Below are 22,117 nucleotides of genomic sequence, written 5' to 3' on the forward strand. Positions count from 1 at the left end.
GGCTGACTACTTTTTCCAGTAGCCGCGCATCTTCTTGCTCAGGTCGACCTTGGCCGCGGCACGCGCCTCGGCTGCGGGGTCTGCACCGGGCTCCGGTTCCGGCCATGCGCAGGCTTCGAACAGCGGCAGCAGCGCAGGCGGAATGAAGCGCGTGCGCGACGCGTAGATGTGCCGATCGCCATTGGGTGTTTGCTGGGTGACGTAGAAACGCTGGGGCACCAGGATGTCGAGGTGCTCACGCGCACGGGTCATCGCCACGTAGAGCAGCCGGCGTTCTTCTTCCAGTTCTTCGTGCGAGCCGGCGCCCAGATCGGCCGGCATGCAGCCGTCCACGGCATTCAGCACATACACCGCCTTCCATTCCTGACCTTTCGACGAATGGATCGTCGAGAGGATCAGGTAGTCCTCGTCGCGGTATGGGTCGCCCGATTCATCGCTGGTCAACTCGGGCGGGTCGAGCGTCATCTCGGTCAGGAAGCGCTCCCGGGTGGCGTACGTTGCGGCCATGCGGGCGAGCTGGTCGAGATCGCCCTGGCGCACGGCCGCGTCGTCGTGCAGGCGCTCCATGTGCGGCGAGTACCAAGCGCCTACGGCTTCGAGTTCGCCAGCCCATTCCAGGCTGTCTTTGGGCACGCGCAGGGTTTGCATGAGCGCCATCAGCGTAGACCAGTCGCCGGCCAGCCGCGCCGGTGGCTCGTAGGCGAGCAGCGCGGCAATCGGGTCCGCCGCTTCCGCCATGGCGTCGAGCACGCGTGCCGCCGTGGCGGGGCCTGCACCTGGCAGCAACTGGATCACGCGAAACCCGGCAATGCGGTTGCGCGGGTTCTCGGCCCAGCGCAGTACCGACAGCACATCCTTCACATGTGCCGCCTCCAGAAACTTGAGGCCGCCGTATTTCACGAACGGGATGTTGCGGCGCGTGAGTTCGATCTCCAGCGGCGCGCTGTGGCTCGCGGTGCGAAACAGCACCGCCTGCGATTTCAGCGTCAGCCCGCCTTCACGGTGATGCAGCACCTGCTCAGCCACGCAACGCGCCTGCTCGGCCTCGTCACGCACTGAAATCAAGCGCGGCCGATGCGTCGATGCGCGGTCCGTCCACAACGTCTTGGCAAAGCGCTCCGTGGCAAAACGCATCACGCCGTTGGAGGCATCCAGAATCGGTTGCGTTGACCGGTAATTGCGCTCCAGCAGCACCGTGTGCGCCGGCCGCGAGAAGTGGCGCGGAAAATCGAGGATGTTGCGTACCGTCGCCGCGCGAAATGCGTAGATCGATTGCGCGTCGTCGCCCACCACGGTCACACCGCGGCCGTCCGGGCGCAACGCACGCAGGATGGATGACTGCAACCGGTTGGTGTCCTGGTATTCGTCGACGAGGATGTGGTCGAAACGGGCGCCAATCTCGGCCGCCAGTTCGGCGTCGGACACCATCGCGTGCCAGTAGAGCAGGAGGTCGTCGTAGTCGAGCACGTGCTGCGCTTGCTTGGCTTCGACATACGCATCGAACAGCGTGCGCAATTGCGTTTCCCACATCGCGCACCACGGAAAATGGTGCTTCAGCACGGCGTTCAGCGGGCTCTCGGCGTTGATGGCGCGCGAGTAGATCGCAATGCAGGTCTGCTTGAGCGGGAAGCGGCGTTCCTTGGTCGACAGGTTCAGCTCATGGCGCACGACGTTGAGCAGATCGGCCGAGTCGCTGCGGTCATGGATGGTGAAATCGGGGGCGAGGCCCACGCGCTCGGCATATTCGCGCAGCAGGCGCGCGCCGATGCCGTGGAAGGTGCCCGCCCAGGGCAGCGTGGTCTTGTACGACGTGCCGGCCGAATTGAGGGCGTTGTTCGATCGCTCGCCCTGCATGGCTCGCGCCAGCAGGTGGCCGGCACGGTTCGACAGTTCGCTCGCCGCCCGGCGGGAAAACGTCAGCAGCAGGATGCGTTGCGGATCGGCGCCGTTGGCCACCAGATGCGCCACGCGCCAGCCCAGCGTGTGCGTCTTGCCGGACCCTGCGCCGGCCAGCACGAGCAGCGGCCCGGTTTCCGCCGCGTCCGCTCCAGAGATACCGAACTCGACTGCCTGGCGCTGCTGGTCGTTCAGCTGGGCCAGGTAACCCGGCGTGGCCGGCGCATTGGCGGTGTCTGGGGTGGGGGAGGCGGCAAGCACGGCAGGGCGTCACAAAAAATAACTGTATGAATATACAGCACTGTGATGCCTGCCTGCGGAAAGTGAGCGCGTCGGACGGAAGGCCGGCGACGGTGGCCGATCAGATCCCGTCCCGCAGCTTTTTCGCGAAGTCCTGCGGGGATGCCCGCCGGTTGACCGCATCCACCAGATCCGCCAGGAACCAGGGCAGCACGAGTTGCGTGCCCGGATCGCTCAGGCCGACGCGGAGCCGGTCATGAGACGCCGATTCGGTGGCTTTGGCCGGCTGGATCGGCTGCGGAGGCTGGCTGTGCGCAAGCATCCCTTGCAGGTCCTGATCGGTGAAGGTGAACGTTGACGTGGTGAGCGCCGAGGCGGTCATCGCTGCGGTCATCAGCATCGTGGCCACGACAAGGTGTTTGAGGGTGATGGCAGGCATCGCGGCCTCCAGGACAAAAAAAGCGGTTGGGTGAGGGGCGACCGGCGCGTAGCGCGATGGCCGTAGCCATGATCCACCCTCCGATCGTGGCGGCGGCTTAGGGTTCCGTTTCGCTCAGGAAAACCTAAATATCGTGCGCAATCCGATCAATTGGCCTGCGGTTGCAGGGCGATCACGGCCATCCCCGTCAACGCTATAGCCGCGCCGCCGACGTCCCAGCGGGTGAGCGCCACACCGTCGACCAGACGCAGCCACACAAGCGCCACGGCGATATACACCCCGCCGTATGCCGCATAGGTGCGGCCGGCCGCAGCCGGGTGCAATGTCAGCAACCACGCAAACAGCGCGAGCGAGGCGGCCGCCGGCAGCAGGAGCCAGAACGGCTTGCCTTGCCGGAGCACGAGCCACGGCAGATAACAACCGACGATTTCCGCCACGGCGGTGAAGGCAAACAGCACGGCAATACGAAGCAGTTCCAAAACGGCCCCTCGAAGCGATCAAGACGCAGATGGCGCAGATTGTGGCATGCAGCGCCGCGCTGCCACGCGGTCTCAGGCGACCTCAGGCGGGCGAGGCGGCATGCGCCTGCAGCAACGCATCGATTTCGGCTTGCGTGCCCGCGAATGCGCCGGCACGCGTGGCGGTGAGGGCGGCCGCCGCAGCAGCTTGGCGCAGATGCGCCTGCACGGGCGCCCCGGGCGACTGCAGCTGGCTCGCCAGCCAGGCGCCCATCGCGGCATCGCCGCAGCCGACGGTGTCCGCCACCGGCACGGTAAAGGCCGGTTGGGTGATACGCGCATCGTCTTGCCCGCCGTGCGCCGCTGTCAGCCATTCCATGCCGTCGGCCCCGAGCGTGAGCAGGATGTCGGCTTGCGGCGCGAGGGTGCGCAGCGTGGTGAGCGGATCGGCATCACCGGGAAACAGTTGGCGCAAATCTTCATCCGATACCTTGATGACCGATGTGATGGCGGCCATGCGCACCAGCAGCGGCGCGTAGTGGGGGGGCGCCCATCGCCGCGCGGACTTGGCCGCGCATGCCGAACTGGCAGCGGCTGTCGGATCGACGCCGCCGGAAAAGCGCTGACCGGAAAACGCGTACGCGCTAGCGCGGTGTGATCGCCGGCAACACCGGCGTGACCTTGTATCCGCGCGCCGCCAGCAGCGCAGGAATTCCTTTGGGCCCGATCATATGCAACGCGCCCACAGCGCCAAACACGCGCTGGCCGCTGTTGTGCACGCGCGCAATGTTCTCGGCCATGGCGCGGTTGCGGTGCGTCACCAAGCGTTGGAATGCGCGTTTATCCGACGCCGTCTTCAGGCAATCGCACCACTGCGGGTAGTGCTCGAGCGTGCTGAGGTCGCTGTCGGCCCAGGCATTGGCGAGCGTGAGCGTCTGCGTGCGCGCCTCGCCCGATTCAATCGCGTCGAGCACGGTATCGAATTGCTGCGCAACCTCGTTCTTCGGCACGATCTCGTTGAGCACGCGCACCTGCTGCGCCAGCGTTTCGAGCGGCACGATCGGCAGGTGCACGCTCTTGGCGTAGGTGGTGAGAAACAGGTCGATGCCGAAATCCGGATAGAGCCCGTCTGTGCGTACCCCCAGCACCGCCAGCGAGGCCAGTTGCATGGTCGGCTGGAACTTGCGGATCTGCGTGAGGGCCGTGTCGGGCAGGCAAGCCGCGGAGAGCAGTTTGTTGAAGCGCTCGCCGCGACGGCCGGTCAGGAGCCGGCGGTCTTCTGCGCTGTTTTGCGCGGTTAGCGGCGTGCGGTCGGTGTCCTTGTCGAGCAGGTCGAGTTCGAGCGCGATGCTGTCAACCTGCTGAAGCGCGCTGCGCACGGTGGGGCCGGGCAGCATCCAGTCGGCCCGCGCAACGTGGATCGTGCCGTAGAGCCACGAGGTGTGACCGTTCTTTTCGATGCGCCAGAGCAGGCCGTGGTCGGTCGCGCGTTGCGCGGCGGCGGTCCAACCGTCTTTGGGGATGAAGCTTGAGGCGGGTGGCGGACAGTTCGGGGTCGGTGCCGGTGCCTGTACGGGTGTGGTGTCTTGCGCGGCAGCCGTGCCGACGCCCGTCAATAGGAAAAACGCGGCCGTGAGCGCGCGCCACGTGGTGCGATTGCGTGCCATTTGGCTGCTCCCCGAATATTGTTGTGTCGTCTGTCCAGTGTAGCGGGCGCAAGCCATTGCGTCCCACGCGACGATCAGGCCCACTACGTGCTCAATTTGGGCGGCACGGCATGCGCACCGCGCGTCTCGCTAAACCACAGTGCCAGGCTTTCGTCTTCCAGCGCGTAGGCGCCGCGCGACTCCTTCCAGATCAGGTTCTTGTCGCGCAGCGCGTCCAGCGCGGCCTGCACCGTGGCAGTGGAAAACTCGCTGTGGCCGAGCTTGGCCGCATATGCCTTCATCGAGTCTTCCGAAAACGGCGAATAGCCTTGTCCGCGCTCGATCAGCACCGCCAGCACGGCACGCTGGATTTCCGTCAGCGCGCTGTAGTCGCTTTCGATCTCGCCCCAGATGCGGTCCCGAAAACCCTGCGCGCCGCGCTTGAGCAGCTCGCCCAGGCTGGCGGCTTCACCCAGCTCCAGGGCGATCTCGCTGACGATGCCCTTGAGCATCTCCGGCCGGTGCCCGACCAGTTGGAAGGCGGCAAACATGTCGTCTTCCTTGAACTGGTTGTCCGGCGCCAGATGCTGGTTGACCCACGCCGTGTACGCCGACACATACGGCCGCCCGAGCAGCGGGAAGTTGGTCACGCGCGAGCCGAAAAACGGCTGCGTGCGATTGAGCAGCAGGTTGGCGAGCTTGTCGCGGTTCGACCCCGTAAAGACGAGGAAGAGGCGCGGTTCGTCCACGCCCTGGTTCATCTGGTCCCGCGCGGCCTTGAGCGCGAACATGGCATTGGTGCCGGCCTCCGTGGACAGCGCGTGCTGCGCCTCGTCGATGATCAGCACGACCGGCCGCTGCACCGCCTTGTAGAGCACATCGAGCGCGTCGGCCAGGGTAATGCCCGGCGGCAGCCCGATCTTGCCGAGGTTGAACGTGAACGTGCGCAACACGTCGACCTTCTCCATGCCGGCCTGCTTGGCGAGCTTCGCGATCGGGCCGTCGAACTGCGCCAGCTTCGATTTGATGGCGTCGGCGATCAGCAGGCCGGGATCGCGTGCGCGGTCGGCCCATAAGTCCACGTAGATGGCGATCCACTTGCGGCGTTCGACCTCCGGCACCAGGTCTTCGCGCAGGAACGTGCTTTTGCCGGTGCGCCGGGGCGCCGCCAGGAACAGGCCTGAGCGCGCATCGGCCAGGCCCTTGCCTTCCAGGCTGTCGCACAGCGTGTTGGCGAGGTCCTGGCGGTGGAAGCTGAAGCGTCCGGTATCGGTGTCGGAATCCATGGGAAGCCCTGTTTTAGACCTGATTATGGAAATCGGTATAAATTATAGTCGATCCAATAATTAAGGCTAATTCCGATCGAAGTGCCAGTCGATTTCCGTCGATTTGCCGTTGCGCGGCACTGTGCCGCAGGCAATTCGGGGAACTGTGTGCAGCGCTATACTCCACACATTCTGACGTTGCCCATCCATGCTCCATCGCCGCTGGCTCTTCCTCGTCTGGCTTGCGATCGTACTGAACGTACTGTCGCCGGTGCTCGCTTCCGCACGCGCGGCGGCCACGGGCACGCTTGACGTCGAGCTGTGCAGCGCAACGGCACCGCATGGCAGCACCGTGCAGGTTGCTATCGATCTGCAAGGCGATGGCTCTGCCGACGATTCGACCGCCCACCACGGCGTGGCGCACTGCCTGTATTGCCCGGGGTTTGCAGCCGGGCTGGCGCTGGCCTCGGTTCCAGCGCTGGATGTTCCCTCTGCCCATTTCGTCTATCGCGTGCGGCAGCCGGCCACCCCGGCGCCCGTGTATGCGCGCAGTGCGCTGCGCGTGGCCGGGTCGCGCGCGCCTCCTGTTTCTCCGTCGTTGTCGATCTGACGCGCCTGCGGAGGTTGCTCCGTGGCGCCTTTGCGTTCGGCCCCGTTTGGGCCGACGCCATCGCAATCCGGAGACCTTTCCGATGTCATTCCACAAGCGCGCTGGGGCCGCCGCCCTTAAGCGCACGCTCGTGTGCCGCGCTGCGCTCGCGCTGAGCGCAGCAGCACCACTGTCTGCTTTCGCTGCCGAGGATGCGGCATCCGTGCCCGCGCCCGTCACGCAGGAACTTGCGCCCACCGTGGTGCGGGCCAACGCCAACCCCGCGCCGTTCGCCCGCAATACGCCGGCGGTCGTGCAAAGCGTCACAGCCGATCAACTGGCCGATCGCAACGTCGTCACTGCCGAAGACGCCGTCAAATACCAGCCCAATGTGATGGTGCGCCGCCGCTTCATTGGCGACCGCAACTCCATCTTCGCCGGCCGCGACTTCAACGAGATCCAAAGCGCACGCGGTCTGCTGTATGCCGACGGCATCCTGCTCTCGAACCTGCTTGGCTCCAGTTACAGCTACCCGCCGCGCTGGTCCATGGTCGGGCCGGATGAACTTGCGCGCGTCGATATTTTGTATGGGCCGTTCTCGGCGCTGCTGCCTGGCAACTCGATGGGGACGACCATCGCGATGACCTTGCGCCGCCCAGAAAAATTCGAGGCCGCGGCGCAGACGCAGATCATGAGCCAGCATTACAACGATGCCTACGGCTTTTCGCGCAACGTCACCGGAAACCACGAAAGCGCATCGCTGGGCGACCGCATCGGCAAGTTCTGGTATGCGCTGTCAGTCGACCGGCTGGAGAACGACAGCCAACCGATGCAATACGCCACGCCCAACTCCCGGTTCACCGCAGGCGGCACGCCGGTGCCGGTCACGGGTGCGCGGCAGGATCTCGGCCCCAATGGCCAGCCGCGCGTGATTCTCGGGCCGCAGATGCTGGAGCGTACGCAGCAACTGCAAGAGACGCTGCGATTCGGCTACGTATTCAGCGACAGCCTGGAGGCGTCGCTCACGCTGGGCCACTGGGAGAACCACTTCAACGATCAGGCGCTCAGCTTCCTGCGCGATGCCGCCGGCAACACCGTCACGGGCGGCAATGTGCTGATCAACGGCACGCCGTACACGATCGCCCCGAACACCTTCGCCCCGCAAAACGGCGACCAGGAAAACTGGCTCTACGGCCTGGGCGTGAAGGGCAAGATCGGCGGCTGGAAGATCGACACCAACGCGTCGGCCTACAACGTCTCACGTGACATCCTGCGCGCGTCGAACACGGCGGCCGGCAATGGGCCCGGCACGGTGTTCTACGGCGACGGCACGGGCTGGTCCAACTTCGACATCAAGGCGACGTCGCCCACGGTGTCCGGCCATACCTTCACGACCGGCTACCACTACGACCAATACCACCTGCGCAACCAGACCTTCAACGCGAGCAACTGGTCAACGGAAACACTATCCACGCTCAAATCCAGCTACCAGGGCGACACGCAAACGCAGGCCGTCTTCCTGCAGGACGCGTGGGCGTTTGCGCCGCGCTGGCTGGCCACACTGGGCCTGCGCTACGAAAGCTGGCGCGCCTACAACGGCCAGCTCGGCAACGGCACGAGCGCGTTGGGCTACGCCAGCCGTACCGAAGACGCGTTTTCGCCCAAGGCGGCCATTCAATGGCAGGCCACGCAAGACACGCTGCTGCGCTTGTCGTATGGCCGCGCCGTGCGCTTTCCGACGGTGGCGGAGCTGTTCCAGGGCACGATCAGCGGCAACACGATCGTCAACAACGACCCGAACCTCAAACCTGAGCGCGCCAATGATTTCGACTTCACCGTCGAGCAGGCTGTGCCCTACGGCGTATTGCGTACCAGCCTGTTCCAGAGCGACGTGCGCGACAGCATCTACACGCAGACCAACATCACCGTTACGCCCAACGTGACGAACGTGCAGAACGTCGATCGCGTGCGCACGCGCGGCATCGAGTTGGCGTATTCGGGGCAGGACGTTCTGCAGGATGCGGGTGTGCGCGGCGTGGACGTTGAAGCCAACGTCGCTTTCACGCAATCGAAGACGCTGGCCGACGCCGCCAACCCGACCTACGTCGACAAGACCTGGCCGCGCATGCCGCGGGTGCGCGCCAATCTCTTTGCGAGTTGGCATGCCACGCCTGACTGGACGGTGGGCGCGGGCGTGCGGTATTCCGGGCGGCAGTACGGCACGCTCGACAACACCGATGTGCTGCCGAACGTCTACGGTGGCACGAGCAGCTTCTTCACCGTGGACCTCAAGGCTAGCTACCGTATCGACAAGCACATCACGCTGGCGCTGGGCGTCGACAATCTGACCGACCGGCGGTACTTCGTGTACCACCCGTATCCGTCGCGCACCTTCTATGGACAACTGAAATGGCGTCTGTAATGCAGTCGATTCCTCGATTCGTTGCCGGTGCGCTGCTGACGCTCGCAGCAACGGTGGCGCCCGCGCACGAAGGCCACGATCACGGTGCCATGGCAGCCAAGCCTGCCGCAAAACCGCAGCTCGCCACCACGGCCGCGTTCGACAAAGCTGGGCGTCTGTGGGTGACGTGGGCGGAAGGGCAGCACGTGGTGGTAGCGTCGTCCGGCGATCTCGGCAAGACACTGTCCGCGCCGCAGCGAGTGAACCCGCAACCCGAGCCGATCTACACCGACGGCGAGAACCGCCCGAAGGTTATCGCCAGCCCGGACGGTGCGCTGTATGTGAGCTGGTCGCGCCCGCTCGACGCGCCCTATACGGGCTTCGTGCGTTTCTCGCGCTCGCTTGACGGCGGCAGGACGTGGAGTGCGCCGGTCACCGTCCACCACGACCGCCAGCCGATCACGCACCGCTTCGATTCGATCGCGGTCGACGGCGCAGGCCGCATCTTCGTCACGTGGATCGACAAGCGCGACCTGCTGCTTGCACAAGCGGCCAAACAGCCGTACGCCGGAGCGGCGGTCTACTACACCGTTTCGACTGACCGCGGCGCCACCTTTGCGCCCGAGCGCAAGGTCATCGACCAGACCTGCGAATGCTGCCGCATTGCGCTTGCCCCCGATGCCGATGGCCACATGCTCGCACTGTGGCGCAATGTGTTTGCCGGGCAGATCCGCGACCACGCATTGGCAACATTACCCATTGGTAACACACCGCTTGCCATCACGCGCGCGACGTTTTCGGAGTGGCGCGTCGATGCGTGTCCGCACCATGGCCCCGCGTTGGCCGTTACGGCCGATGGTGTGCGGCACATGGCGTGGTTTTCGGTGCTGCAAGACAAGCCCGGCCTGTTCTACAGCCGGCTCTCGGCAGACGGCAAGCCAATCGGCGGCGCATGGGCCTTTGGCGGTTCGGCACAAGCCGGTGCACAGGCATCGCACCCAGCGATGCTCGCGGCAGACGGCGCCCTGTGGCTGGCGTGGAAACAGTTTGCCGACGACCGCATGCAGATCCTGCTGCGCAGATCGACCGACGGCGGCGCGCACTGGACAGCGCCCGCCAGCGCGGCAAACACCGATAGTGGGAGCGATCATCCGCAACTGCTCGCGCGCGATGGCCATGTTTACCTGTCGTGGCGCACGCAGGCCGAGGGCTATCGGCTGATCGATATCAGCAATGTCAGTCCGTCCAATCCATCATTGGAGGCATCGAAATGAATACCCGATGGAAATCCTTTGCGATGGGCTTGGCGCTATCTGCCGCCGCTTTTACCGCGCAGGCCGCAGGCGCGCTGCAGTTCCAGCCGCTGCATGCGCGCGATGTGCCGACCTTGCTTCAGACGCCACACGCGCGGCCGCTGATCGTCGAAATCTGGTCCTTGGAATGCAGCTACTGCCGCGAGAACATCGCGCGCATTGCGCAATGGCGGCGCACTGCCAAGCAGACTGTGGATGTGGTGATGGTGTCGATGGACGGCCCTGACCAGGCTGAGATGCTCAACCGCGCACTGGCGCCGCTGGCCCGCGACGGCAGGATCGGCCTCGCCCGCGTGCCGCAGTACACCAATGCCGAAGACATGCCGGAGCGCCTGCGCGCCGCGCTCGACCCCGGCTGGCAGGGCGAGATGCCGCGCACCATCATCCTGCGCCCCGACGGCAAGCACCACGCGTCGAGCGGGTTGCTGACGCCGCAGGCACTGGATACAGCGCTCAGGGACTAATCGGAAAACGACGCGGACCCCCCTCGTTGTTGGGGTATGGCGGGGGGCGTGCACTTTTTATAATGGCTCCGCTTTGTGAATTCCGGCGCATTGCTCGTTCACAAAGCACACCCGACCATCTTTCGTCGTCAAAGGCTGAAGATGTTAAGCCCGCCCGCCCCCCGGCCCGCGGGCTTTTTCTTTGTCCGGTCGATACCGGTCTGTGCTGCGGCGGGGCGGATATTAGCGCGCCCTCAGCGCGTTGTCGCCTGCGAAGAAGAGGGGTATGCCGTGGACGGGCGTTCCGCGTCATTGGATGCGGCTCCCAGGCCCACGGCCACGGCGGCCAGCAAGACTGCAACACTGCGCGCGATGTAGAACACCGCTTGCGCGCCCGCTATTTCCGGTTCGGCAGATGGGGTCTCGGTAATGTGGGCGTGCCAGGCACTGAGCGTGGCGCGATGGGACAGCGGATAGCGATAGGCGCGCGGCGCGGGCGGGCGGCGTGTCGGATGAGGCTGCATGTGCGACATGGCGTTTCTCCTCATGCTCAAGCGTGCGACCAGGCGCGCCAGAACAGCAGCGCCGTCATCGAAAAGCCGAAAGTGGAAATCAACGCCCGCACAACCGGCACCGGCAAACGCTTGCCAACATGCGCGCCGAGATGACCGCCCAGTGCGGCGGCCACCAGCATGACCAGCGTCTGCGGCCACCACACCATGTTTGCCAGCGCAAAACAGGCCACCGCCACAAGGTTGGTCGCGCCCACCAGCAAGGTGCGTGAGGCGTTCAGTGCTTTGATGTCGTCGTGGCCGAACAGTGCCCAGACCGCCATCATCATGATCCCCACTGCGCCGCCAAAATAGCCGCCATAGATGGCCAGCGCACCTTGCGCCACCAGCAGCGTTGTCCGCCCGATCTGCACACGCTGGCGCAGCCATACACCGACCTGTTTGCCGAAGGTGAACGCCAGAGAGCCGACCAGCAGCAGCCACGGCACGATGAAATCGAACGCGCGAGACGACGTGTTCATCAACAGCAGCGCGCCGAACAGCCCCCCCACAAGGCTGATCCCCACCATGGCGCGCATCGAGACGTGCCCGAACCCGCGATAGTCCGCGCGATACGCCCACGCCGACGTGGCCGCGCCGGGTAGCAGCGCGACCGTGCTCGACGCATTGGCAAACACCGACGGAACCCCTGCGAACATGAGCGCGGGCAGGGTGACAAACGAGCCGCCGCCCGCCAGGGCATTCATCATGCCGGCGAGCAGGCCCGCGCCAAAAAGCAGCAGCGTGGCAGATTCCATTGGGGGCGAAGTTGGGGATGTTGTGTTGTGAGATGCCTCAGTTTCGGACACTGGTTGCCACGCTGCAATCTGCGATACATTGACCAAGCCTCAGTGTGAGACTGAGGCTCCTGCCACTTTGAGATGTATCGTGCGCTTCGATCTGACCGACCTCCGACTCTTCCTCCATACCGCCGAAGCCGGCAGCATCACGGCGGGGGCAGAACGCGCGCACCTGACATTGGCATCGGCCAGCGCGCGCATCCGCGGCATGGAAGACGCACTGGGCGCGCCGTTGCTGACCCGCAATCGTCGCGGTGTGGAAACGACCGCTGCCGGCCGCACGCTGGTTCACCACGCTCGCGTCGTCCTGCAGCAGATGGACCGCATGCGCGGTGAGCTGGGCGAATACGCGCGTGGCTTGAAGGGCTACGTGCGGCTGCTCTCCAACACCGCCGCCATGACCGAGTTCCTGCCGGAAACGCTCAGCGCTTTCCTGGCCGCTCATCCTGAGGTCGACGTCGACCTGGAAGAGCTGGTGAGCCACGAAATTGTGGAAGCGATTGCGCAGGGGCGCGCCGACATCGGTATCGTCAACGATGCGGTCGACTTGTCGGGGCTGGAGACCTTTCCGTTCCGCCACGACCGCCTCGTGCTGGTGACCGCGCGCGAACACCCGCTGGCCGAGCGCCGTGAGCTGGCCTTCGTTGAAACCTTGCAGGAAGATTTTGTCGGCCTGACGGGCGACAACGCATTGCAGGCGTATCTGGCGGGGCATGCTGCACGCGCCGGCCATCGGCTCAAATACCGCGTGCGGTTACGCAGTTTCGACGCCGTCTGCCGCATGGTGGAACGCAACGTGGGCGTGGGCGTCATTCCCGAGCATGCGGCGATCCGCCTGCAGCGCTCCATGGGCATCCGCCGGGTGCGCCTGACCGACGCCTGGGCGACGCGCCTGCTGCGGATCTGCGTGCGCCATTTCGATGACCTGCCCGTCTTCGCACGCCAGTTGATCGAGCATTTGCGCGAGGCCTGAGCGCGGTGCGCGTCCGTCATTTGGCGGAAGGATGCTGTTTGAACTCGCGCCGGTGAAAACGCGTCGGTACACTGCAAGCAGTTGCGGGCTGCCCAGCTACAGGACGTGCGGCGCCGCACCAACCCTCCGCTCATGGAGCACATCATGGCGTCTGCCGGTGTTCCCCCTGATGTTCCGCCGATCGGCCTGCTGCACGCGGCGCGTGCGCTGCGCATCTATCGGCGCCACGAGATCAATGCGCTGGCGTGGATCGCGCTGGGCGTGTGCCTGCGCAGCCCGGCGCCCATGGTGGCCATCAGCGTTGCGTTGCTCATCGTGTGCGCGTGGTCGCTCACGCGGCACATCCAATATATGAAGCCCCTGTATGAACTGCCGGTGTTCAGCCGCCTGCTGACACACAGCGGCATGGCATTCGCGGCCGTCAATGCGGCGCTGCTGGCGGTGGAACTCGCCACAGGTGCCGGACGCGGCGCATGGTTCGACGCCGACGGCTGGCTTGCGCCCGCCTGGCCGCAGATTCTGCCGGACATGGCCGGCACGATCGAGCTGATGCTCGTCAGCGCTCAATGGATCGTCGTGCTGGGCGTGGTCGTGGCTGCAACGGCCTGGGCGTGGCTAAGCCTGGGCGGTGGTCGCTCGCTGCGTTTTCCGCCGCGCTCGCAATGAGTGCATGGCTCGGGAGAATCCGGGCTGGTCTGGCGGGCGAATTCCTCCTATAAGTGGCGATGTCGGTTGCAGGTGCGTTTCCGTAGCGCCCGGACGAGGCGCGTGCTGTCAGAGCGTGCACGACACGCTCCAAACCTCAGGAGACAGGCATGACATCGCTGGACGCCTTCCTGCGGTGCCGCGACTTTCTGCTCGCGCACCGTGAGGATTACGATACCGCTGTGCGCGATTTTGCATGGCCCCAGTTGGACCGCTTCAACTGGGCGCTGGATTATTTCGACGCCATGGCGCGCGGCAACGATGCCGTCGCCCTCTGGGTGGTCGACGATCAGGGCAACGAGACGCGGCTGTCGTTTGCGCAGATGGCCGAGCGTTCGGCGCGCGTGGCCAACCACTTGCGGGCGCTTGGCGTGCAGCGCGGTGACCGCATCCTGCTCATGCTCGGCAACGTGCCCGGGCTATGGGACGTGATGCTCGCCAGCATCAAGATCGGCGCGGTCATCATCCCGGCCACGACGCTGCTCACCGCAGAAGACCTGCGCGAACGCATTGCCATGGGGGAGGTGAGCCACGTGGTGGTGGGCGGGGCAGATTGCGCCAAGCTCGACGCCGTATCGGGCACGTTCACACGCATTGCGGTCGGTACGGACAAGGCGCCGGCCGGCTGGCACCGCTTTGAAGACGCCTACGATGCCTCCGCCGAATTCACCCCCGACGCGCCCACGCAGGCGAGCGATCCGTTGCTGCTGTATTTCACGTCCGGCACCACGTCCAAACCCAAACTCGTGATGCATACGCATGCGAGCTATCCGGTCGGGCATTTGTCCACCCTGTACTGGATCGGCCTGCGCCCGGGGGATGTGCACTGGAACATCAGCTCGCCCGGCTGGGCCAAGCACGCGTGGAGCTGCTTCTTCGCGCCGTGGAATGCCGGCGCCACCGTCTTCATCTACAACTACGCGCGCTTCGAGCCCAAAGCAGTGCTGGATGTGCTCTGCCGGGCCAAGGTGACGACGCTGTGCGCACCGCCCACGGTGTGGCGCATGTTGATCCAGGAAGACTTGGCCGCGTGGAAGCCCGCCCTGCGCGAACTCGTGGGCGCGGGCGAACCGCTCAACCCGGAGGTGATCGAACGGGTGCGCGCGGCGTGGGGCATCACCATCCGCGACGGCTACGGTCAGACCGAAACGACCTGCCAGATCGGCAACAGCCCGGGGCAGCGCGTCCAGCCAGGCTCGATGGGTCGGCCGCTGCCGGGATATCGCATCACGCTGCGCGACCCCGACGGCCACGAAGCGGAAGAGGGCGAGATCTGCATCGAATTGAATTCACGCCCGACCGGCCTGATGGAAGGCTACGCCGGTAACGCCGACAAAACCGCCGAAGCCATGCGCGGCGGCGTGTATCACACCTCTGACATTGCCGCGCGCGATGCCAGCGGCTACCTGACCTACGTGGGCCGCGCCGATGACGTATTCAAGGCATCGGATTACCGTGTCAGCCCATTCGAGCTGGAGAGCGTGCTGATCGAACACCCTGCCATCGCGGAGGCCGCCGTCGTGCCGAGCCCCGACCCGCTGCGCCTTGCCGTGCCGAAGGCTTTCTTGGTACTGCGTGCGGGGCACGAGGCCGGCCCGGAACTGGCGCGGGACATCCTCGGATTTTGCCGCAGCCGATTGGCTTCCTACAAACGCGTGCGCCGCATCGAATTTGCCGATCTGCCCAAAACCATCTCGGGCAAGATCCGGCGAGTCGAACTGCGCATGCGTGAAGCCGCGCGCAGCGAGAACACCGCTGGCGTGCGCAACCTGCAGGAATATTGGGAAGAGGATTTCCCGGGCGATTGACCCGCGTTGAGCTTTGGCACCTACGGAACGTGCGGCCCCCCGACCGCACGTTCCGCTGCGCCAGCGCTGATTGATATCAGCGCGACGAGCGAGGAACCAGGCGCAATTGACGTGCGCGGTCCAGGTCGTAGGCCGGCACGCCACCGTGCGGCAACGATGCGCGTGAAGCGGCCAGGTCGCGGCCGCGCACAATGACCGGCGCGAGCGAACCTGCACGGATCAGGTCCGATGCAGCCAACTCGATCCAGTCGCGGTAATTGCGATAGACCTCTTCGGCCGTGATCTTCTGATGCGCGCAATCGCAGAGCGACAGCGCTTCGGAGGTGACGAAACAGCTGACGACCTTGCCGTCGACGATGGCTTGGAAGAACAGGTCGCCTACGGACCTGAACGTCTTGCCGGTGAATGAAATATTCATGATGCTCCCCCCATTGATCAGGCGCGCCGGTTGAATGACGTGCCCCACATGCCGCTTTCGCGGCGCAATGGTCACATGCAGGAGCGTGATTTCCGAATGGAGGGATGACGATGCTCCAGACGTTGAATCCGTCCGGATGCGATTGACCCAGTGAAGCGGGTCGGACTGTCCCTCGGTGCCGTTATGCCGGTCTGTCAATTCGGTGGTTGACTGCGTGTTCGCTCTAGCGCTGCGACCTTCCCCGTACAAAATTCCGTTATGTTTTTATGGCTACCACAATCGATGCAGCAGTCCGACACCTACGGTAATCGAGATGGCCAGCAGCCAGAGCAGAATGGTGGAGGCGCGCGTCGCCGGAAGACGTGTTTGAAAAAGGCGCCGACGCGTAGGAATCATCTGCCAATTGGCAGGGTGACGTTCCCACCCCAGCCGGGCAGTCAAGCCCGCTGTTTCCCGTTTGATTGTTCCCATGGCCGCTCCCGAAAGCTCGCCGCTGCCGCGTATTTACTTTTATTTAAATCTACTTTTCTTCGGTTGCATTCTAGGACACTCTCTGCAGACCGCCAGCGCCCCTTGGCATGATTCTTATCCTCCATTTGGCTCATAAACGGTAGGTTTAGGACATATTGGGGGTTCAAATAGGAAGTGATATTCATCACCTGCGAAGATGATTAATCGATGCGCAAACGCTTACGTTTGAAACGCATGACGATGGCGCCCCGCAACCTGCCTGCAAGGTGCCACCGATACAGTCACGCGCGTTTCGTGGATGACTTGTTGCAAGACTGCACAGCAACAAGCGCCCGAGCGTAAAACAGCGAAATGCCACGCACCTGCGTTACAGTGCCGCCGGGCTAGCAAGGCAACACAGAAAGAGCAGGACATCGACATGACGCAAGCAAGACGCGCCCGGAGCAACAGGGCGTTCGCAGAGTTCGGGCAAGGGGGGCGTGCCGTTCTGGTGGCATGGGCTGCATTGGTGGCAGGGGCCGCCGCCCACGCCGCTGCGCCGAGTCTGGCAGCGCGCCGTGCCGCGGTGCAATCAACACTGGCGCATGCCGGCAGTTGTCAGCGTCTAGGCGATTACTACTGGGAAATCGGTGACGCCCACGGCGAGCTGATTCACGGGCAGCAGGGCCAGCGCATCGGCGCCAACAAGACGGTGCGGTTGGCATCGGCCTCCAAATGGATATTTGGCGCCTACGTGGTCGAGCGTGCGCAAGGCAAGCCCACACCCGCCGAAATCGACGCGCTCACCATGCGCTCGGGCTACGACGGGCTCAATCCATTGCTGTGCAATCGCAATGACACCGTGCAAAGCTGCTTTGCGCGCGGTCGCAACGCGACCTTCACGCCCGGGCATGTCGGGCGTTTCAGCTACAACGGCGGTCATGATCAGAAGCTGCTGATCGATCTCGGCCTGGGCCGCGCCGATGCCGAAGCGCTCAACAATGACCTCGACCACCAGCTTGCCAATGCACCGGGCCTGCGCGATGCCGGCAAGCCGCTCGGCATCCGTTATCTCGCGCCCGAACCGGGTGGCGGAATGATCGCCACGCCGGCTGCTTACGGCCAGTTCCTGCGTCGTCTCATCCGCGGCGAATACCAGCTCGGCAGGATGCTCGGCCAGCATGCCGTCTGCACCGAGCCCGGCACATGCCCAACTGCCGTCAGCACGCCCGCCGCGCTGCCATGGCATTACGCGCTCAATTACTGGATCGAGGATCAGCCCGGCGGCGACGGCGCGTTCAGTTCGGCCGGGGCGTTCGGCTTCTATCCGTGGATCACCGCTGACAAGCGGTACTACGGCATGCTCGTGCGCGAGACCCTTGGCCCACGCGCCTATGTGCGCAGCGCGGCATGCGGCGCGCTGATTCGCCGTGCCTTTGCCGAAGGCAAGCCGCAGCATTCCGCAGAAGGCGCTGGCAGCGCCGATTTCGCCGACTGACGAACCCCGCAGATCAAGCGGACAAGCCATCGCCTAACGTGGTGGGAGGTGGCGCCGCATCCTGCCGGCACCCTCAGCGCCGCGGCACGCCGGTTGCGACGCACGGGCCACCTACCTACATGGAGATGGCCCACGGTCCGGCACCCCCTGCGCGGCAGCGAGCGCACGATTTCTGAAGACGAACGCATCCTCGGCGATGCGCACCCGGCGGAGCAGATCCGGGCGCTTGTGCAATTGCGCCGGCCGAACGAGGCTGAACTCGATGCGCGCCTGTCGGGCTTTGTTCACGCGCATGCCGCCGGGACGCCGCCGCCCACACCGCTGGCCCGCGAAGAATGGGCTGCTCAGTTTGGCGCCACTTCGGACGACATCGATGCCGTCCGCACCTTTGCTCGCGAACACAGTCTGCAAGTGGTTGAAGTGAACGTGGCCGCCGCCACCGTCACGCTCGAGGGCTCCGTCGAACAGTTCTGCCGCGCGTTCGATACGCACCTGCACCGCGTGGCACATGGCGATTGCGAATACCGCGGGCGTTCCGGCCCGCTGCGGTTGCCGGAGTCATTGCAGGACGTGGTTGTTGCCGCACTGGGGCTCGACTCGCGCCCACAGGCGCAGCCGCATTGCCGCTTCGTGCCGCTGCCTGCCGGGTCGACTGAGCCGGGAGGCATCCGGCCCGCGCGTGCGGTCCCCACCGCGTCGTACACACCGATGCAGCTCGCGCAGCTCTACGGCTTTCCGCAGGGCGACGGCGCGGGCCAGTGCATTGCGTTTATCGAACGCGGCGGCGGCTACCGGGAAGACGGTCTGCGTGCGTACTTCCAGGAGCTGGGCGTGCCCGTGCCGACGGTGACGGCCGTGCCCGTCGGGCAGGGCGCAAACCGCCCAACCGGCGACCCGAGCGGGCCCGACGGCGAAGTCGTGCTCGACCTGGAGGTGGGAGGCGCAACTGCGCCGGGCGCCACGCTGGCCGTGTACTTCACGGTCAATACCGACGCCGGTTTCGTGCAGGCCATCAACGCCGCCATCCATGAAACCAAGCTGCGGCCTTCGGTGGTGTCCATCAGTTTGGGGGCGCCCCCGAAAGCGCCTGGACGCCGCAGGCCATGCACGCCGCGCTGCAGAGCGCCGCAACGATGGGTGTGACGGTGTGTACTGCGTCGGGCGACAGCGGCTCCACCGACGGTCAGCCCGATCGCGTGGACCACGCGGACTTCCCTGCCTCCAGCCCGTACGCGCTGGCATGCGGCGGCGCCAGCGCCGACCGGCGCGCAGAAAGGGCTCGATGCCAACGGCAACGTCGCGCTCTACACGGCCGGCAACCTGGCCGCCACGATGAGCCTGAACGTGGATCTGAAAGTCTTCTCCGCCAACGGCTACTACGACTTCGTCACGCCGTTCTACCAGACCATGCTTGACCTGAAGGCGATGCCCTTGCTGGATGCCGATGTGCGGAAGAACCTGTCGGCGGGGTTCTATCCGTCGGGGCACATGGTGTACCTGGACGGCGGTTCGCGCACGGCACTGAAGGCCGACCTGGCGCGCCTTTATGACGCCGCCACGACCGACCACCAGGCCGTCGCGCGCATCCGCATGCTGCAGGCGCGCAAGGCCTGAGGGGCGGACATGCCGGCCGCGCCACGCAGTTTGCGGATCAATAGCCGCGGTAGTACGGGTGGTAGTAATGCGGGCGATCGTAATAACCGCCGGCCGGCACCACCACACACGCACTCAGCACAGAGGTAGCGGCAGCAGCAAGGATGAGCAGGGCGATGGTGCGTTTCATGATGAGGCTCCGTGGTGATCGTTGGACTTGGCCTCACTGTATGGAAACGCTTCGCAACCGCGCTTTACCGTTTGTAAGAAAAACTGTGACGCCAAGGCCGGTAGTCGACGGCCCGCCCCACGTTGGCCACGGGTGTGCCGGGGCCACCGTAATTTGCCGTTACCTTTGCGATCAGACTGTGGAGCAGCATCGGCGCGCTCGGGCACTGTCAGTGCAGCGCCACAATGTTCCACGAACTTATCGCCCCACTATTGACAGATCGTCGAGACTGGCGGGAAATACACCAAACGGCAAACGTTGGGCTTCAGGTTTGAACGCACAGCGCCGATAGCCGTCCATATAGATGTCAGGGCCGAAGCCCTGCGGGGACCACGCGATGCGCGCCACCCAACAGCGCGCATCGGCAACACATCGGGGGGCGCATCATGGCCAATGTTCTGGAATCCACCATCGCTTGGGCTGCTCCGTGCCTGATCGCCACTGCGATCGTCGTGCCGGTCATGTGGAACAAGCTGCGTACGCGCCGTCTGCTCGAAGCCATGCACCAGGCACGCGAACACCGCGACGAGTGATTTGCCGATCGGCCATCTGCGCCGATCCAACCTTCTTGCCACGCCAGTAAAAACGAAAACGGGCGCCGCATTGCTGCTGGCGCCCGTTTGGCATTGTGCGAGGCCGGTTGCGGCGCGTCCCGTTGCGCCGCAACCGTGTTCGCTCAGGCTGCCACGGCCTGGCTCACAACGTCGCGCATGGCGGCGTGTGCGGCTTCCAGGGCTTGTGCGCGGGCGTCCGGGCCCATCGCCAGGCGTTCTGCACGCACGAACTGCACATCGGTGATACCGAAGAAGCCGAACACGGTCTTCAGATAGGCCTCTTGGAAATCCATGGCGGCGGCCGGGCCGGCGGAGTACATGCCGCCGCGCGTCGACGCAACGATCACCTTCTTGCCACCGGCCAGTCCGACCGGGCCCGTTTCCGTGTACTTGAACGTACGGCCGGCTTGCGCCACGCGGTCAATCCAGGCCTTGAGCTGGCTGGGCACCGAAAAGTTGTACATCGGCGCGCCGACCACGATCACGTCGCTGGCGAGCAGTTCATTCACGAGCGTTTCTGAGCGTGCATGCTCTGCGCGGGTCGCGTCGTCAAAATCATCGGCGCCCGTGGCGCGGAAGCCGGCGGCAATGGCGCCGTCCAGGTGGGGGATCGCTTCGACCGACAGATCACGGTGGACGACGGTGGCGCTGGGGTTTTCGCGGCGCAGCTCGTCAACAATGGCGGCGCTCAGCAGGCGCGAAGCCGAGGCGTCACCGAGGATGCTGGAATCAATGTGAAGGACTTGCATGGTGTCTCTCCAGGAAAAAGGTGGGTTGCTGCAAAGATAGTGCGATGCAGCGAGTTCCAGTAGTGGGTCCAATCGACACACATCGTTCTATGAGTGGGACAATGCGCGGGTGCTTTGGAGAACCGCCATGGAAGACCTGAACGACCTCGTCCTGTTTGCCAGCGTGGTGACGCACGGCAGTTTTTCCGGCGCCGCCAGGGCGCTGGGGATTCCGAAATCGCGCGTGAGCCGCCGCGTGGCGGATCTGGAAACACGTCTGGGGGTGCGGCTCCTGCAGCGCTCAACGCGTGCCGTGCATGTCACGGACGTGGGCTCGGCGTTCTTTACGCATTGCGAATCGATGACCCAGGCCGCCCGCGCTGCCTTCGAGGTGGCCGAGCACGCCGGCGAAAAACCTTCCGGCCGCCTGCGCGTGAGCTGTCCGGTGGGCGTGGCGCATGTGTTCATCGCGCCCGTGCTGTCGAAATTCCTGCGCGCGCAGCCCGATGTGCGCCTTGAGCTGGACGTGACAAACCGCCGTGTCGACGTGATCGGCGACGGCTACGACGTGGCGCTGCGCGTGCGCTCGACGCTGGACGATTCCAACCTCGTCGTGCGCAGCTTTGGCGTGAGCGACCAGGTGCTGGTGGCCAGCCCGTCGTTTGTCGCCGAGCATGGGCCCTTCGAGACGCCGGAGTCGATGCGCGGCGTGATGGGCGTGGGCGTCGACGGCGCGGCCGGTGAGCGGACGCGCTGGCGCCTGACCGCTCCCGAAGGCGGTGCGGTCGATATCGAATACACCCCCGCGCTGGTGACGGACGACCTGTATCTGATGGGGCAGACGGCGCTGGCCGGCATTGGCGTTGCGCAACTGCCGTTCAACCTCTGCGCGGAGCCGGTTCGTGATGGCCGGCTTGTCGTGCTGTTGCCGGAATACCGCTTGCCGGTGCACCAGTTTCACGCGGTGTTTCCGTCACGCCGGGGCTTGGTGCCGGCGGTGCGTGTGTTTATCGAATTCCTGGCAGAAGAGTTGCCCGGCATGACGGCAAATGTCAGTCGCTGCTATGAGGACATCGTTCGGCAGCCCGATCGTTGACTCTGCAACGATTGCGAATCGGCA

Annotated in this window: 22 protein-coding genes and 1 pseudogene; 12 read left to right on the plus strand and 11 right to left on the minus strand. The window is 65.0% G+C overall.

What is annotated here, in order from left to right; translation table 11 throughout:
- Nucleotides 1–6: 6 nt before the first annotated feature.
- From ACUXH0_RS06190 to ACUXH0_RS06215, 6 genes are all read right to left on the minus strand, one after another.
- A complete protein-coding gene (locus tag ACUXH0_RS06190) occupies nucleotides 7–2,157 on the minus strand; it encodes an ATP-dependent helicase (RefSeq protein WP_012430209.1) in 2,151 nt (716 codons plus the stop codon).
- A 100-nt stretch (nucleotides 2,158–2,257) separates the two neighbouring features.
- Nucleotides 2,258–2,575 (minus strand): hypothetical protein, encoded by a 318-nt coding sequence (locus ACUXH0_RS06195; protein ID WP_012430210.1) that lies wholly within the window; start codon nucleotides 2,573–2,575, stop codon nucleotides 2,258–2,260.
- Nucleotides 2,576–2,721: 146 nt separating this feature from the next.
- Nucleotides 2,722–3,054: a YnfA family protein gene (locus tag ACUXH0_RS06200; protein WP_012430211.1), complete on the minus strand. Its 333-nt coding sequence runs from the start codon at nucleotides 3,052–3,054 to the stop codon at nucleotides 2,722–2,724.
- Nucleotides 3,055–3,136: 82 nt separating this feature from the next.
- The gene (locus ACUXH0_RS06205) at nucleotides 3,137–3,742 is read right to left on the minus strand and encodes a PfkB family carbohydrate kinase (protein ID WP_249262943.1); all 606 of its coding nucleotides are present in this window, start codon (nucleotides 3,740–3,742) and stop codon (nucleotides 3,137–3,139) included.
- Nucleotides 3,678–4,700 carry a TraB/GumN family protein gene (locus tag ACUXH0_RS06210; protein ID WP_012430213.1) on the minus strand — a complete coding sequence of 341 codons (1,023 nt, stop codon included), beginning with the start codon at nucleotides 4,698–4,700 and terminating at the stop codon, nucleotides 3,678–3,680. The genes ACUXH0_RS06205 and ACUXH0_RS06210 overlap by 65 nt, the downstream gene beginning before the upstream one ends.
- An 83-nt stretch (nucleotides 4,701–4,783) precedes the next feature.
- Nucleotides 4,784–5,965: an ATP-binding protein gene (locus ACUXH0_RS06215; RefSeq protein ID WP_012430214.1), complete on the minus strand. Its 1,182-nt coding sequence runs from the start codon at nucleotides 5,963–5,965 to the stop codon at nucleotides 4,784–4,786.
- A 187-nt stretch (nucleotides 5,966–6,152) separates the two neighbouring features.
- On the opposite strand from ACUXH0_RS06215, the gene ACUXH0_RS06220 reads away from it, so the two are divergent.
- The 4 genes from ACUXH0_RS06220 to ACUXH0_RS06235 all read left to right on the plus strand — a co-directional run bounded on the left by ACUXH0_RS06220 (nucleotide 6,153) and on the right by ACUXH0_RS06235 (nucleotide 10,711).
- Nucleotides 6,153–6,554, plus strand: a complete 402-nt coding sequence (locus ACUXH0_RS06220; RefSeq protein WP_012430215.1) for a DUF2946 domain-containing protein — start codon at nucleotides 6,153–6,155, stop codon at nucleotides 6,552–6,554.
- 82 nt (nucleotides 6,555–6,636) lie between these two features.
- Entirely contained in the window at nucleotides 6,637–8,955 is a 2,319-nt protein-coding gene (locus ACUXH0_RS06225) for a TonB-dependent receptor (protein WP_182594029.1), read from the plus strand.
- The gene (locus ACUXH0_RS06230; RefSeq protein WP_024542563.1) at nucleotides 8,955–10,208 is read left to right on the plus strand and encodes a sialidase family protein; all 1,254 of its coding nucleotides are present in this window, start codon (nucleotides 8,955–8,957) and stop codon (nucleotides 10,206–10,208) included. The genes ACUXH0_RS06225 and ACUXH0_RS06230 overlap by 1 nt, the downstream gene beginning before the upstream one ends.
- The gene (locus ACUXH0_RS06235) at nucleotides 10,205–10,711 is read left to right on the plus strand and encodes a thioredoxin domain-containing protein (RefSeq protein WP_182594030.1); all 507 of its coding nucleotides are present in this window, start codon (nucleotides 10,205–10,207) and stop codon (nucleotides 10,709–10,711) included. Before ACUXH0_RS06230 ends, ACUXH0_RS06235 begins: the two co-directional genes overlap by 4 nt.
- A gap of 233 nt (nucleotides 10,712–10,944) precedes the next feature.
- Here ACUXH0_RS06235 and ACUXH0_RS06240 read toward each other — a convergent pair whose 3' ends face one another.
- Both ACUXH0_RS06240 and ACUXH0_RS06245 read right to left on the minus strand, forming a co-directional pair.
- Nucleotides 10,945–11,223, minus strand: a complete 279-nt coding sequence (locus tag ACUXH0_RS06240; protein WP_004627584.1) for a hypothetical protein — start codon at nucleotides 11,221–11,223, stop codon at nucleotides 10,945–10,947.
- Nucleotides 11,224–11,240: 17 nt separating this feature from the next.
- On the minus strand, nucleotides 11,241–11,999 hold the full coding sequence (locus tag ACUXH0_RS06245; protein WP_012430219.1) for a sulfite exporter TauE/SafE family protein: 759 nt from the start codon (nucleotides 11,997–11,999) through the stop codon (nucleotides 11,241–11,243).
- A gap of 130 nt (nucleotides 12,000–12,129) precedes the next feature.
- On the opposite strand from ACUXH0_RS06245, the gene ACUXH0_RS06250 reads away from it, so the two are divergent.
- From ACUXH0_RS06250 to ACUXH0_RS06260, 3 genes are all read left to right on the plus strand, one after another.
- Entirely contained in the window at nucleotides 12,130–13,014 is an 885-nt protein-coding gene (locus tag ACUXH0_RS06250; protein WP_012430220.1) for a LysR substrate-binding domain-containing protein, read from the plus strand.
- A gap of 144 nt (nucleotides 13,015–13,158) precedes the next feature.
- A complete protein-coding gene (locus ACUXH0_RS06255; protein ID WP_004627577.1) occupies nucleotides 13,159–13,680 on the plus strand; it encodes a hypothetical protein in 522 nt (173 codons plus the stop codon).
- 149 nt (nucleotides 13,681–13,829) lie between these two features.
- Nucleotides 13,830–15,527, plus strand: coding sequence for an AMP-binding protein (locus tag ACUXH0_RS06260; protein WP_012430221.1), 1,698 nt, complete (start codon nucleotides 13,830–13,832; stop codon nucleotides 15,525–15,527).
- A 76-nt stretch (nucleotides 15,528–15,603) separates the two neighbouring features.
- On the opposite strand, the gene ACUXH0_RS06265 is transcribed toward ACUXH0_RS06260, so the two are convergent.
- On the minus strand, nucleotides 15,604–15,945 hold the full coding sequence (locus ACUXH0_RS06265) for a DUF1488 family protein (RefSeq protein WP_004627574.1): 342 nt from the start codon (nucleotides 15,943–15,945) through the stop codon (nucleotides 15,604–15,606).
- A gap of 889 nt (nucleotides 15,946–16,834) precedes the next feature.
- Here ACUXH0_RS06265 and ACUXH0_RS06270 point away from each other — a divergent pair.
- The 3 genes and pseudogenes from ACUXH0_RS06270 to ACUXH0_RS06280 form a co-directional block, all read left to right on the plus strand.
- Entirely contained in the window at nucleotides 16,835–17,893 is a 1,059-nt protein-coding gene (locus ACUXH0_RS06270; protein ID WP_012430222.1) for a serine hydrolase family protein, read from the plus strand.
- Nucleotides 17,894–17,941: 48 nt separating this feature from the next.
- On the plus strand, nucleotides 17,942–19,036 hold the full coding sequence (locus ACUXH0_RS06275; protein WP_049768053.1) for a protease pro-enzyme activation domain-containing protein: 1,095 nt from the start codon (nucleotides 17,942–17,944) through the stop codon (nucleotides 19,034–19,036).
- Between the two features lie 111 nt (nucleotides 19,037–19,147).
- Nucleotides 19,148–19,507, plus strand: a pseudogene (locus ACUXH0_RS06280) (peptidase S1); the annotation flags it as partial.
- 37 nt (nucleotides 19,508–19,544) lie between these two features.
- On the opposite strand, the gene ACUXH0_RS06285 reads toward ACUXH0_RS06280, so the two are convergent.
- A complete protein-coding gene (locus ACUXH0_RS06285) occupies nucleotides 19,545–19,676 on the minus strand; it encodes a hypothetical protein (protein WP_259393687.1) in 132 nt (43 codons plus the stop codon).
- Nucleotides 19,677–20,101: 425 nt separating this feature from the next.
- On the opposite strand from ACUXH0_RS06285, the gene ACUXH0_RS06290 reads away from it, so the two are divergent.
- On the plus strand, nucleotides 20,102–20,248 hold the full coding sequence (locus ACUXH0_RS06290) for a hypothetical protein (protein ID WP_182594031.1): 147 nt from the start codon (nucleotides 20,102–20,104) through the stop codon (nucleotides 20,246–20,248).
- A 143-nt stretch (nucleotides 20,249–20,391) separates the two neighbouring features.
- Here the strand turns inward: ACUXH0_RS06290 and ACUXH0_RS06295 are convergent, their stop codons facing one another.
- Nucleotides 20,392–21,018, minus strand: a complete 627-nt coding sequence (locus ACUXH0_RS06295; protein WP_004627558.1) for an FMN-dependent NADH-azoreductase — start codon at nucleotides 21,016–21,018, stop codon at nucleotides 20,392–20,394.
- 127 nt (nucleotides 21,019–21,145) lie between these two features.
- On the opposite strand from ACUXH0_RS06295, the gene ACUXH0_RS06300 reads away from it, so the two are divergent.
- Nucleotides 21,146–22,093, plus strand: coding sequence for a LysR family transcriptional regulator (locus ACUXH0_RS06300; protein WP_012430225.1), 948 nt, complete (start codon nucleotides 21,146–21,148; stop codon nucleotides 22,091–22,093).
- Nucleotides 22,094–22,117: the final 24 nt, after the last annotated feature.

Source organism: Ralstonia sp. 110700041-2, from assembly GCF_056280165.1.